Below are 13516 nucleotides of genomic sequence, written 5' to 3'. Positions count from 1 at the left end.
GATGCCCGTCACGGGCGCCCCTACCACCGCAACCAAATTGATAGAAACAAGTTCTATCGTGGTTTCGGCTTGGAAAGCGAGAAAGTGGGAGCAGGGATGAGGAGCAGGGACGCCGCCCTCGACGGCATCCGCGCGTTCGCCGCGCTCGGCGTCTGGCTGCTCCACGTCGGGAGCAACACCGGGGTCATGTACCGCGAGGGCATGTTCCCCTGGATGATGAGCCGTCTCGGCATCGCCGTACCCATCTTCTTCCTCCTGTCCGGCCTGCTCCTCTACCGCCCGTGGGCGCGCGCGGTGATCGAGGATACGCCACGCCCGAGACCGCTGCGTTACCTGTGGCGCCGGGTGCTGCGCGTCATGCCGGTCTACTGGCTCGTGACCGGGCTGGCGCTGTGGGCGTGGAGCTCGTTCGACTGGACGGGCTGGGCGAAGTGGATGCTGCTGCTGCAGAACTTCTTCCCCGGCGACCCGGTGCCCGACGGGCTCTACCAGATGTGGACGCTGCCCATCGAGATGTCCTTCTACGTGCTGCTGCCGGTGCTGGCCTGGGCGCTGCACCGGTGGGCGCGCGGCGGCAACCGGCCGGTGCGGCTGCTGGCGGGCATCGCCGTGCTGCCGGCGATCTCGGTCGCCACCGTGATCGCGGCCAGGGAGCTCGCGCAGCCGCAGCTCGCCCTGCTGCTGCCGTACCACCTGGTCTTCTTCGCCTGCGGCATGGCCATGGCGGTGCTGTCGGTGTGGATCGGGCACAGCCGCGTGATCGACTCGCTGGCCCCGCAACTGCTCGTGCTGGCCGCCCTGCTGTACGCGCTGCTGAGCACCGGGCTGGCCGGGCCGCGCACGCTCACGCTGCCCACCCTGTCGCAGTCGCTCTGGCGGATCAGCCTGGAGACCGCCGTGGCCGTGCTCGTGGTGGCGCCGTTCGCGCTCGCCTCCCATCCGGGCTCGCTGCGCGACCGCGTGCTCGGCAACCCCGTCTGCGCCTACCTGGGCCGCATCTCCTACAGCTTCTTCCTCTGGCACGCCCCCGTGATCACGCTGCAGCTCAAGATCATGGGCGCGCAGCCGTTCCAGGGCGACTTCGCCAGCGTGGCGGTGGTGTCGTTCGTGGTCACGATGCTGCTGAGCGTCGGCAGCTACCACCTCGTCGAGGTGAGCGCGCTCAAGCTCAGCCGACACCGGTCAGCACCTGTTCCGCCGCCGGCCGCTCCGGCTCCGCTGCCGGCCGCGCCGGCTCCGTGACGAGCTGGCCGAACAGCACGCCCACGGCCGCGCAGGCCGCCAGCTGCGGCGCCTCGTCCATGAGCAGGGCCACGTCGATCCCGTACTCGCGCAGCACCATGGCCGCCGCCAGCGCGGCCGTGGCCGCGCCGAAGACGCCGGCCGCCGCCCAGTGGGCGGGCAGCCCGCGGGACCGCAGCAGCAGGGTCACCAGGACCGCCGCGAGCACCGCGATCATGCCGGGCCAGTTCGCCACCCAGCCGCCGAAGGCCAGCGCCAGCACGATCACGTACGGGGCCCTCGGCCTGGCCATCCGCGCGGCCGACGCCGGGGCGGTCTCGCGTACGTGCTCGGGCCGCGGCCCCCGCAGCACGAGCGCGGCCAGCGCGAGCAGCGCGATGCCGGCCAGGCCGAGCAGGAGCGCGAGCCGGTAGACCCGGTCGGGCAGGTATTCCAGCTCGGCCGTCCCCGACGTGCCCGCCGGCAGCTCCCAGCCCTGCTTCCAGCCGTCGATCCGCACCGGTTTGAGCGTCTTGCCGCTGATCTGGGCGCGCCAGCCGGCGTTGTAGTTCTCGTTGACGACCAGGAAGGCGTCCTTGGGCGCGCTCACCGTGACCTCGCGCGCCGTGGTGGTCCAGACGCTCTGCACCGCCGCGCCCTCCACGCCGCGCGGCTTCTCGGCCAGTGATCCGACCACGAGCGAGTCGATCGCGTACGGGTCCCAGCCCGCCACCCGCACCCGGTTGTCACCGGCGGCCAGCCCGGCCTTGGAGCACCCGATGATCCGCACCGGCCGCTGTTCGAGCAGGTCGGCGTGGGTGCCGACGACCCTGGTGGCGACGCTGCGGCCGTTCACCTCGATGTTCGGCCCGAGCCCGCAGTCCAGCCTGAGCGGGATGTCCGCGGGCCGGCCCACCGGGTCCACGCCGGGCACCACCAGCTCCGTCACCTGCAGCCGCTGGGAGAACGGGGTGAAGCGCAGCTTGATCTTCGAGGTCTTCATGGGCTTGAACGTGAGCACGTTCCGCTCGTCCACCCGCCCGCCGCGCACCGCGCCGCCGTCGCCGCTCACGATCACGTCCATGGGCTGCTTGTCGCCGCCGGGACGGCCGATCTGGACGCGGGAGATCGTGCGCTTGCCCTTCCAGGCGATGGTGAGCGTGGGCTCGGCGTCGTCGGAGGCGGGGATCCAGGTGGTGCTCCCGTCGGCGTCGAAGGCCGACCTGGGCGACACCACGGCATCCTCGCTCAGCTGGGACGAGCCGGTCACGGTGGTCAGGTCCGCACGGACCCGGGTGAACCGGTCGACCAGCTTCGGATCCCTCAGCACGGCCGTTCCGCGCACGTTCGCCGCCGAGGCGGACTCCGCACGGAAAGTCCGGTCGAACCCGGTCTCCTCCCCCTGTTTGGCCAGCATCACCTCGTTGCACACCCACCGGTACGTGTTACGCATGCACGCGGGCCGCTCGTCCAGCCCCCGGTCCATCACGTACACGTCGCCGCCCTGGCCGGGCAGCCGGATCGAACGGCCCGCGGTCACACCGGGGATCGACAGCTCGACGATGCCGACCCGCTGCCCGTAGCTCCACTCCTTCGACGCGGTGCCGGCCACCTTGATCCGCACCCAGCTCGTGGTCCCGTCCGGGACCCGCAGCCGCTGCGGCTCCGTGGTGCGCCGCACGTCCTGGACCAGACCGCCCGCCTCGCTCTCCACCGCCACCTTGGTGATGACCTGGCCGAGCAGCAGGTCGGGGGCGAACATCACGTTCACGTACGGGATCCGCGTGCTGCCCGGCAGGTCCACCCGCAGCCACTCGCCCACCGGGCGCCTGGAGCCGTCGCTCTCCCAGCCGGTGCGGACGTTGCCGTCCATGGCCGCCCAGGGGCTGCGGCCGGTGGAGCTGATGCCCGCGATCGCGTACGGGTCGGCGACCGAGGAGGAGGCGCTGATGCCGGAGATGCCGTGGTATTCGGCCACCGCCGTCTCGTCCAGCCAGCCGTTCTCCAGCAGGTCCAGCGCCCTGACCCCGGCGAAGTCCGCCTTGCTGCCCGCTGTGAGCGTGGGTGACAGGTTCGTCCTGATCTCGCCGAAGGAACGTTCGCGCAGCCGCAGCGCGTCGCTGACCACGGTCGGCGCCTCGCGGGTGCCCGCGTCGCCGTTGACCAGGACCGGGGCGTCTCCGAGCAGGCCGAGGTCGCCCATCGCGAGCAGCGAGTCGGGCCCGCCGCGCACGGCCACCGCGTCGGCCGCGGCCTGCACGGAGACCAGGTCGCTGCTGCCCGCGACCTCGTACAGGTCGAGCGCGGGGAACGGCGCGTCGAGCTGGTTGACCGCGTCGTCGGTCTCCTTGTCGCCGACCGGCTCGCCGAACGAGCGCACCTTCGTCAGGCCCGGCGTCTCGCGCAGCGCCTCGTGGACGCGGGACGGCCAGGCGCCCTGGAGGTTCTGCCTGATCAGGTCGTTCCTGACGAGCAGATAACGCACGCCCAGCCGGCGCAGCACGGTCGCCATCCCGGCCGAGCCGTGCCCGGCGGCCAGGCGCTGGTCGATGACGTCGAGCAGCCTGGTCAGGCCCACCGAGCCGGGCGGGGTGATCTGCCTGGCGGTCCAGCGCGCGGTGGTCAGGGCCTGCAACGGCTCGTCCATGGGGCGCCCCCAGACGTACTCGCCGAACTTGGCGCCCGGCACGACCAGCACGCCGTCGTCGCCGGCGTTGCGGTTGAGCCAGTCCGCCGCCTCCTGCCAGTGCGACGGCACCCGCTCGAAGTCACCGGGCGCGGCCAGCCCCTGGTTGAAGACGGGCAGCACGAGCGCAGCGGCGGCCGCCACCGCGACCGTGCGCAGCGGGATCCTGGCCCTGACCAGCAGGTGGGCCAGGCCGAAGGCGAGCGCGAGCCGGATCAGGGGGTCGAACTTGCGCAGGTTGCGCAGCGGCGCGAGCGGCCCGTCCAGCAGCCAGCGCACCGGCTCGGCCAGCACCGGTTCGAGCGCGCTCGCGTGCCCCGCCACGAGCGCGACCACGCCCACCAGGAACAGCGCCACCACGAACCCCTTGGCGGGCAGGTCACGGCGGGCCAGCCCGGCCAGGCCGAGCGCGGCCAGCACGCCGGTGACGACGACCATCGTGGCCGAGGTGGCGATGGCGAAGCCGGGCGGCTGCTCGAAGACGCCGTTCAGCGGCAGGTAACGCACCCAGTCGGAGGCGCCGCGCAGGACGTTGGTGAGCGAGGTGACCGCGGTGGTGGTCTCGGAGGTCTCGGTGTACGGCAGGAACGAGAACGCGTACCGGCCCACGAGCAGCAGCGGCAGCGTCCAGAACAGGGTGGCCACGGCCACCGCGCCCGACCACCAGGCGAGCAGCCGCCAGCGCGGCACCGGGCGCGGCCGGGTCAGGATGTACAGGACGGGCGCGACCAGCACGGCCAGCACGGCGACCGCGTTCACGCCGCCGCACAGCGCCACCGCCAGCGCCGACCTGACCGCCCCGCGCGCCCGCTGGCCCGTCTCCGACGCGGTGAGCAGTGGGATGAGGATCCACGGCAGCATCGCGGCGGGCAGCCACTCGATGGAGATCTCGCCCAGGATGGACAGCGTGCGCGGGGCCAGCGCGTACGCCAGCGCCCCCGCGATCCGCGTGCCCGGCGTGCCGATGCCGAGCTGCCGTGACAGCCGCTCCACGCCGAGGAAGGCGACGCTCATGAGCAGCGTCAGCCAGAGCCGCTGCGTCACCCACGGCTCGACCCCGGCCAGGTCGCCCAGGGCGAAGAACGGGCCCATCGGGAAGACGTAGCCGGCCACCTGGTTCTGCAGCTGGCCGAAGTGCTGGATGTCCCACAGGTGGGCGGCGCGTTCCAGCCAGCCGACCGGGTTGAGCGCCAGGTCCATCTTGGTGTCGGAGATGAGGTGGCCCGGCTTGGTGGTGAAGGCCATCAGGGCGAAGCCGAAGCAGCACAGCAGCAGCCACAGACGGCGCCTGGCCGGCTCGCCGACCGGCCGGCCGGCTCCCGTGCGCCGTCCTGCGACGAGCTTGTCGGTGGGGAGCAGGCTCATGGCCCGCCGCGCGCCCGTCGGCTCGCTCACCACGCCTCCCGGCCGGGGTCGCGGCCGTGCATGAGGGTGATGAGGCGTTCCGCGCTGCGGTTCCAGGAGAAGCGGCCCGCCCATTCCCGACATTTCACGGTATAAGTGTGGTCCAGCTCGTCGAGTGCCGCGGCAATGCCCTTGGCCAGGTCCGTGCCCTCGGGCAGCAGCCAGCCCGTCTCCCCGTGCCGTACGGCGTCCCGCAGCCCGTCCACGTCGAACGCCACGGTGGGCACGCCGAGCGCGGCCGCCTCCAGCACGCTCAGCCCCCAGCCCTCCCCCTGCGAGGCGCTGACGTGCAGCCACGCCCGCGCGACGAGGCGCGCCTTGTCCTGCTCCGGCAGGTACCCGTGCAGGGTCACGCCCTCGGGCAGCCGCTCCCGCAGCGCCGCCTCCTCCGGCCCCCTGCCGATCACGTCCACGACCAGGCCGGGCCACCGCTCACGCAACTCCGTCACGGCGTCGAGCAGCAGGTGCACACGCTTGTGCGCGACCAGCCGCCCGAGGCAGACGATCCGCGGAACACCGCTCTTCACCGGCTCCACGGGCTCGCCGGGCTGGACGGCGCTCGCCTCGTACGGCACATCCGGCTCGGCGACGCTGACCCCGTTCGGCACGATGTGCACGGGCCCCCGCCACCGGAGCCGCTCGCGCATGGCCAGCACCGTGGACGGCGAGACGGCCACGCTCGCGTGCCGCCGGTAGCTCCACCGCGACACCGGCCCCTCCAGGAACCGCCCGACCGCCGCCAGCCACCCCGGCATGTGCACCCCGAACTGCCGGTCGTGCACGTGGTGCACGACGCAGAGCACCCTGGTACGCCGCCGCAGCACCCACGGGGTGAAGAACGGGATCCCGTTCTGACAGTCGAGCACGGCGTCGAAGCGCCCGCGGCGAAGCAGTAGCCAGCCCAGCACCAGCGGATAGACGGTGAAGACCCCACCCATGCGGACGAAACGCACCCCTTCGACGCTCTCGCGCCCGCTCTGCCCCGGCGCCCGCGCGGTGACGAAGCACACCGAGTGGCCGGCCCGCGCGAAGCGGCGGGCCAGCTCCCAGGCGAACGTCTCCGCACCGCCCGCCTGCGGATGCCAGGGGTCACGCCAGTTGACGACCGCGATCTTCACGGATATCCGACGGGGTCGAGCGGCGGTTCCCAGGCCGGGCGGGCGGCGGGCCGTGGCCGGGCGCGCAGCCGCAGCCAGATCCGGCCGAGCTCCAGCACGATGCCGAACGTGTGACGGGCCGGCGAGAAGCGCGAGCCCGGCATGTCGCGCCAGCGCACGGGGATCTCCGTCACCTCCGAGCCCTGCCGCAGGCAGCGCGCGAGCAGTTCGACGTCGAAGGCGAACCCCGGTGTGCGCAACTGGGCGGCGATGTCGCGGGCGAGCACGCCGTCGAAGAACTTGAAGCCGCACTGGGTGTCGCTCACGCCGTGCACGAGCAGGCCGGCCAGCCCGCGGAAGCCGAACGCGCCCAGCTCGCGGACCTTGCTGTGCCGGTTCTCCACGAGGGAGCCGTCGTGACCCCTCGATCCGATCACGACGCGTTCACCGGACAGCAGCAGCCCGAGCGCCACGTCGATGGCGCCGAGGTCGGTGGCCATGTCGGCGTCGAGGAAGCCGACGAAGGGCGCGCTCGTGCCGAGCAGCCCGGCGCGTACCGCGGCGCCCTTGCCCGGGGTCGCGCACCGGATCAACCGGACGGGAACGGGACCGCGTGGCCAGGTCTCGACGATCTCGGCCGTGCGGTCGGTGCTGTCGTTGTCCACGACGATGACGGAGCTGGGGAACGGCATGCGGGCAAGCTTCGCGCACAGCTGCAGGAGCCCCCCGGGTAGTCGCCCTTCCTCGTTGTAGGCGGGAATGACGATCTCAAGCAGTGGTGGTCGACTCGTCCGCTCGTCCCCTTGCGGAGAGGGCGGCATCTCGGCTCGGGTTACCGGTCGCCGTAGTTGTAGAGCGGCTGGTTGACCGGCGTGGCGGTGGCGCCGGTGAAGGTGACGGTGGTGACCGTCGCCACGAGTGCCGCGACGGCGATGCCGATCATCGCCGCTAAGAGGATCTTGATCACCGGGGTTCCTCCTCAAGCGGGCAAGCGGTGCGGGCGTCCCTCAACTTAGAACCAATTCTTGCTACTCGGAAGTAGCTAGCGGAAATATTAACAAAGAGCCTGATCAGGGTGCGATCCGGAGTCAGGCTCGGCCGCCGACCCGTTCGAATCTGTACAACCCCAGGTCACCGGTATCGACCAGGACCCTCGCGCTCCGTAGCCAGACACCGAACCGGTGCCGCTCCTCAAGTGTCCCCGCGTCCACAATGACGTAGCGGAATCCGGCCGCCGCGAGGTCGGGCGAGGGCCCTTCTAGTACGCGTTCTACCTCGCGGGCGCGGGGATCCTCGCTCCTGACGACGAGCCCGCCGACCCGTACGGCGTCGCCGGAGACCACCCGCCTCCCCGGCGTCGCGAAGAAGCGCTGGGCCGGATCCAGCACCGCCCGCCCCCCGTTCCAGGGGAACTGCCGGTACGACTCGAACGGCAGCACCAGCACGTCCCCCGGCGCGGGATCACGCCGGATGATCTCCCGCGCGGCCGTCCAGCTCGCCGGATAGGAGACGCTGCCGAGCCGCCCCAGCGACCCCCACGCCATCGTCGGCAGCACGGCCAGCGGCACCAGCACCAGCGCGACCGTCCACGCCCGCCGTCCCACCGCCGACCCCGCCACCGGCCCCGCCACCGGCCCTGCCACCGACCCCGTCATCGGCTGGGCCACCGACTGGGCCAGCGCGCCCAGCCCGAGCGCCGCGGCCAGGGCCAGCGGCGCGACGAACTGCTGCGCGTCGCGGAACACCGCGAACCCGCCCCACACCTGCACGAGCCACTTGAACGCCTCCCGGCCCGGCTCGCTCACCCCGGCGCACGCCACCGCCAGCCCGGCCCCCGCGGCCACGGCCAGCCCCGTCCGGTACGGCGCCCGCGACCGCAGGAACGCGACGACCCCGGCCAGCGTGAGCGCCAGCCGGGCCACGGCCCCCACCACGCTCTCGTAGCCGGGCGGGACCGCGTACCTGTTCCAGATCCCGCCCAGTGACAGCAGGCTGCCCACGGCGCCGAAGGGTGTGTCCGCCCGCGCGGCGAAGGCGTCGACGCCCACCGGGTCGCCCGCGATGCCGTGCGGCCTGAGCGCGGTCGGCACCAGCCACGGCAGGCTGAACAGCGCCAGCACCCCGACCACCCGCACGACACCCCACCAGCGCCCCTCAGACCGCCCGGCCTGATCCTGAGCACGCGGCCCGGCGTGATCAGGCGGCTTCGCCTGATCACGCGCCCCGACCCTCCAGCGTGACAACGCGACCGGCACCGACGTGATCGCGGTGACCGTCATCGCCGCGAACCCGCCCACCGCCGCGGGCAGCATCGCCAGGGCCACCCGCCGCCCCGCCCACACGGCCCGCACCACCCAGGGCAGCCCCGCGTACCCGAGCAGCAGCGCCCACTGCCCGATCAGCAGCCGCTCGGCCACGTACGGGTTCCACACGTAGAACGCCCCCGCCACCAGCCGCGGCCCCAGCGACCCCGACGGCAGCAGCAGCGCCGCCCCCGAGCACCCCAGCACGAAGACGGCCAGCAGGATCGCCTTCTGCACCAGCTCGGCCGGCAGCACCTGAGCCAGCGCGGTCACCACGGCGTCGCTCGGCACGACCCGCGCCGCCCCGCCCGCCAGCCCGAACGTGAACGGCGAGAACTCCGGCTCCGGCACGAACACCATGTCCTGGAGCAGCGTGAACCCCCAGCCCAGGGCGGGCCCGAGCGCCAGGCAGCCCAGGGCCAGCCCGAGAAGGGCGGAGGCGGGCCCGGCCCGGACCGTACGGAGCATTGCGCTATGACATCACAACCGGGCCACGGCCATTCCACCGGCGACCTCCGCGTGACTACGCTGCGCCGGTGAGGACGGGGCGATGACGACGGCGGAGGCGGCACCGGAGGTGAGTCACCGGCCGCGCGTGGCCGACGCCGTGCTGGCGGCCGGGCTGGCGATGGTCGTGGCGCAGCTGGTGTGGAAGTTCGAGCTGGTCAGGCGGACCTACTTCCGCCAGGACGACTTCCACTACCTCATCAGGGGCCAGGAGAGCGGCTTCACCTGGGACTACCTGATGTGGGTGGACGTCGGTCACCTGCTGCCCGGCGGGTTCGGCATCTCGTGGGCGATGGCCAGGCTCGGCGGTTACAACGAGGTGCTGGCCCACACGATGACGATGGCGCTGCAGGCCGGGGCGAGCCTGGCGCTGCTGCGGCTGCTCGTGGTGCTGTTCGGGGCGCGGCCGGCGATCCTGGTGCCGCTCGGCTTCTATCTACTGACGCCCATGACGGTGCCGTCGCTGTCGTGGTGGGCGGCGGTGCTGGAGACGCTGCCGCTGCAGCTGGCGCTGCCGATGGCGCTGTCGACCCACGTCCTGTACGCGCGCGACGGGCGGGCCAGGCACCTGGTGGCGGCGTGCGCGTGGACGGTGTTCGGCCTGGCGTTCTTCGTCAAGGCCGCGTTCATCCCGGTGCTGGCACTGGTGGTCACGGCCTGCTGGCTGACGCCGTCGTGGCGGGGCCTGTGGCGGCTGTGGCGGGCCTGGGCGGCCTACGCGGCGGTCCTGGCGGCGTACTCGTGGATCTTCTTCACCGGCCTGTACGGCTCCGTCCAGATCAACCACTCGACGCAGACCCCGACGCTGCCGTCCCTGGAGGTGGCCGGCGAGTTCGCCTGGCTGCTGGGCTCGCGGGGGCTGGTGCCGTCGGCGCTCGGCGGGCCGTGGGCGTGGCAGCCGGTCGGCGACGACTACGCCATGGCCGCCGCCCCCGAGCCGCTGGTCTGGGCCGGGCTCGCCGTCGCGGCGGCGGTGGTGGCGGTGTCGGTGCGCCACCGGCGGCGGGCCTGGGCGGCGTGGCTGGTGCTGCTCGGCTACTTCCTGGCGGCCGACGTGGTGCCGGTGCTGCTGGGCCGGATCGACGTGCTCGGGCCCGGGGTGCTCGGGCACGAGCTGCGTTACCTGGCCGCCACCGCCACCGTCGTCGCCGTCGTGATCGGGCTGGCCTTCATCCCGCTGTCCGGCGAGCAACGTCCGTGGCTGCGCCCGCGCGAAGGGGAGCGACTCCAGGAGACGCCGCTCAGGCGGACGCGACCCAGCTGGAGCTGGCTCAGGTGGAACTGGCTCAGGTGGAACTGGCTCAGGTGGGTCTGGGTCCCGCTGGTCGCCACGTTCGCGGCCGGCTCGGTCTGGTCGGTGGCCGCCTACGCCGACCGGCCGCTCGGCGCCCCCGTGCGCGCTTACGTGGAGACCGCCAGGCAGGCGCTCTCGCGGGTGCCCGAGGGCACGGTCGTGCTCGACACGTACGTCCCGCCCGGCGTCGCCGCCGCGGCCTTCTTCCACGAGTACGCCCGCCACTCCCGGCTGCTCGGCGTACCGGATCCCTGGCCGGTGACCTGGACGTCCCGCCTCTCCGGCCCGTTGCGCAACCCGATGACGTTCGACGCGCGCGGCCGCCTGCGGCCGGTGGCCGTCAAGGGCCTGACGATCCCGCAGGGCCCGGCCTGCGTGCCGGTCGGCCCGCGGGAGGTCCGCTTCCGCCTGCCCACGCGGCTGCCTGGCGGCGAGTACACCGCGCAGATCTCCTACCTGAACGCGGCCGAGACCACCCTGTCGGTACGCCTCGGGCTCGGCGTCGCCCAGGCGGCGGCGGGCAAGGACCTGGGCAGGACGTTCGTGCGGATCACCGGGGAGGGCGGCGAGCTGGCCCTGCGCACGACCGGCGGCCCCGGCGCCTGCGTCGGCGAGATCAGGATCGGCACCCCCGTCCCCGACGAGCACGCCGCGGCCATCCCCCCGCGGCAGGTGGGGGGATGACCGCGGCCGCCCGAGCCTTTGGAGCCGCGGTTACTTGCCCGGCTCCGGGTCCCTGGGCAGGCCCAGCATGCGCTCGCCGATGATGTTGAGCTGCACCTCCGTGGTGCCGCCGTAGATGGTCATCGCCCTGGTCGCGAGCACCGCCCGGTTCCAGTAGCCGGCGTCGCCGAGCTTCATGTCCGCGGCGACCACCGCGGCGGGGCCGAGCAGCTCCACCGCCGTCTCGGAGACGTGCTGGGCGTGGGAGGTGGACAGCAGCTTGCGTACGGAGGCGTCCGCGCCCGGCTCCGCCCCCGCGAGCTGCTTGAGCGTCACCCGCAGCGACAGCGCGTTGATCGAGTGGCCCTCGCAGATCACCTCGGCCACCCGCTGCGCCTCGACCGGCGTCAGCTCCCGCCCCAGGCGGCCGACCAGGCCGAGCAGGTCGGGCACCGACGAGCCGGTGCCGCCCGAGCCGGACGACAGCGAGACCCGCTCGTTGGACAGCGTGTTGCGGGCCACCTTCCAGCCCTCGCCGACCTCGCCCACGACCAGGTCGTCCGGCACGAAGACGTCGTCGAGGAAGACCTCGTTGAACAGGTTCTCGCCGGTCATCTCGGTCAGCGGCCTGACGGTGACGCCGGGGGCCTTCATGTCGACCAGGAAGTACGTGATGCCCTCGTGCTTGGAGCCCTCACTGGAGTTGCGGGCGATGCAGATGCCCCATTCGGCCACGTGGGCGACGGAGGTCCAGATCTTCTGGCCGTTGAGCTTCCAGCCGCCCTCGACCCGCTCCGCCTTCATCTGCAGCGAGGCCAGGTCGGAACCGGCGCCGGGCTCGGAGAACAGCTGGCACCAGATGATCTCGCCGCTGAGCGTCCTGGGCAGGAAGCGCTCCTGCTGCTCGCGCGTGCCGTACGCGGCGATCGACGGCACCACCCAGGCGCCGATGATCATCGCGGGCAGGCGTACCTTCGCGGCCTTGAGCTCCTGCGCGATCAGCACCTGCTCCAGGGGCTTGGCGTCGCGGCCCCACGGCCTGGCCAGGTGCGGCATGACGAACCCGCCGTCGGCCAGGGCCCGCTTCTGCTCCTTGCCCTCCAGCTCGGCGATGCGGGCGATCTCGGCGCGGATCGACTCGCGCAGCTCCTCGGCGTCCGCGGGCAGATCGATCTCCATCTCGCGGGAGACGCCCTGGAGGGACAGCGCGGTCACGGCCCCGGCCCAGTCCGCCGACGAGCCGAGCAGGGCGCGCAGGGTGAGCGCGCGGCGGTAGTAGAGGTGGACGTCGTGCTCGAAGGTGTAGCCGATGCCGCCGAAGGTCTGGATGGCGTCCTTGGCGCACTGCACGGCCGCGTCGGGGGCCATCACCCCGGCCACGGCGGCGGCGAACTCCAGCTCCTTGTCCGCGCTCACGGCCGCGCTGTCGCCGCCCTCCGCGGCCCGCTCGGCCCCGGCCCTGCGCTCCGCGGCGCGGGTGGCGTCCCACACGGTGGCGCGGGCCTGCTCCAGCGCGACGAGCATGCGGGAGAGCTTGTGCTTGATGCCCTGGAACTGGCCGATCGGGCGGCCGAACTGCACGCGTACCTTGGCGTACTCGGCGGCGGCGGTGACGCACCACGAGGCCAGGCCCGCCGCCTCGGCGCCGAGCAGGATCGCGGCCAGGTTGCGCACGTCGGCGCTCCCGACGCCGTCCAGGATGCCCTCGGCGGGGACGACCACGTCGGTCAGCTCCACCTTGGCGACCGGCCTGGTCAGGTCGAGCGACTTCAGCTCGGTGACGGTGGCGGAGGAGGCGTCGATCAGCACCCACTCCTCGCCGTCGGCCGTGGCCACGGGCAGGACGAGCGAGTCGGCCAGGGAGCCGCCCAGGACGGGCTCCGCCGTACCGGAGACGACCAGGGAGCCGTCCTCGCGGCGGGTGCCGCGCAGCGCGCCGCTCAGCGCGACGGCGCCGGTCAGCGTGCCGTCGGCGAACGACTCCAGGTGCTCGGGGCGCTTGGAGGCGTTGATCACGGCGCTGGCCAGCACGGTCGGCACGTACGGGCCCGGCGCCACCCGCTCGGCCAGCGCCTCGATGGCCACGGCCGCCTCCAGCAGCCCGTAGCCCGAGCCGCCGTGCTCCTCAGGCACGTGCAGGCCGAGCAGCCCCTGCTCGGCGAGGCTAGGCCAGAACGCGGGGCGTCCGCCGGCCCCGGCGCGCAGCAGCTCCGCGGGGATGTTCCGCTCGGCCCAGCCGCGCACCGATTCGCGGAGCGCCTCATGCTCCTCGCTCAACCCGATAGCCATTGCTCATCCTCCAGCCAGGTCCGGGGGTATGCCCAGAACCATATTCTAGAGG

8 protein-coding genes are annotated in these 13516 nt (G+C 73.0%); 2 read left to right on the top strand and 6 right to left on the bottom strand.

The annotated features are described in order from the left end of the window. The first annotated feature begins 96 nt into the window (after window positions 1–96). Window positions 97–1242, top strand: a complete 1146-nt coding sequence (locus tag B0I32_RS09360) for an acyltransferase family protein (RefSeq protein WP_181307185.1) — start codon at window positions 97–99, stop codon at window positions 1240–1242. On the opposite strand, the gene B0I32_RS09355 is transcribed toward B0I32_RS09360, so the two are convergent. The 5 genes from B0I32_RS09355 to B0I32_RS09340 form a co-directional block, all read right to left on the bottom strand. Next, a complete protein-coding gene (locus tag B0I32_RS09355) occupies window positions 1169–5302 on the bottom strand; it encodes an alpha-(1->3)-arabinofuranosyltransferase domain-containing protein (RefSeq protein WP_181307184.1) in 4134 nt (1377 codons plus the stop codon). The two genes, B0I32_RS09360 and B0I32_RS09355, sit on opposite strands and share 74 nt — an antisense overlap. After that, window positions 5299–6429 (bottom strand): glycosyltransferase family 4 protein, encoded by a 1131-nt coding sequence (locus B0I32_RS09350; RefSeq protein ID WP_106236777.1) that lies wholly within the window; start codon window positions 6427–6429, stop codon window positions 5299–5301. Before B0I32_RS09350 ends, B0I32_RS09355 begins: the two co-directional genes overlap by 4 nt. Further along, window positions 6426–7229, bottom strand: coding sequence for a glycosyltransferase (locus tag B0I32_RS09345; RefSeq protein ID WP_106236775.1), 804 nt, complete (start codon window positions 7227–7229; stop codon window positions 6426–6428). The genes B0I32_RS09350 and B0I32_RS09345 overlap by 4 nt, the downstream gene beginning before the upstream one ends. A gap of 11 nt (window positions 7230–7240) precedes the next feature. Continuing rightward, window positions 7241–7375: a hypothetical protein gene (locus B0I32_RS60865; protein ID WP_281262581.1), complete on the bottom strand. Its 135-nt coding sequence runs from the start codon at window positions 7373–7375 to the stop codon at window positions 7241–7243. A 121-nt stretch (window positions 7376–7496) separates the two neighbouring features. Beyond that, complete coding sequence (locus B0I32_RS09340) at window positions 7497–9179, bottom strand: MmpA family trehalose lipid delivery protein (RefSeq protein ID WP_106236774.1); 1683 nt, start codon at window positions 9177–9179, stop codon at window positions 7497–7499. A gap of 82 nt (window positions 9180–9261) precedes the next feature. Between B0I32_RS09340 and B0I32_RS09335 the strand changes: the two genes are divergently transcribed. Beyond that, on the top strand, window positions 9262–11196 hold the full coding sequence (locus tag B0I32_RS09335; protein ID WP_106236772.1) for a hypothetical protein: 1935 nt from the start codon (window positions 9262–9264) through the stop codon (window positions 11194–11196). A 30-nt stretch (window positions 11197–11226) separates the two neighbouring features. On the opposite strand, the gene B0I32_RS09330 is transcribed toward B0I32_RS09335, so the two are convergent. Next, window positions 11227–13464 carry an acyl-CoA dehydrogenase family protein gene (locus tag B0I32_RS09330; protein WP_106236770.1) on the bottom strand — a complete coding sequence of 746 codons (2238 nt, stop codon included), beginning with the start codon at window positions 13462–13464 and terminating at the stop codon, window positions 11227–11229. Window positions 13465–13516 lie beyond the last annotated feature (52 nt).

Source organism: Nonomuraea fuscirosea (assembly GCF_003001935.1).
In the GTDB taxonomy this organism is placed as follows: domain Bacteria; phylum Actinomycetota; class Actinomycetes; order Streptosporangiales; family Streptosporangiaceae; genus Nonomuraea; species Nonomuraea fuscirosea.
This window is presented reverse-complemented; position numbering and strand designations above follow the sequence as displayed.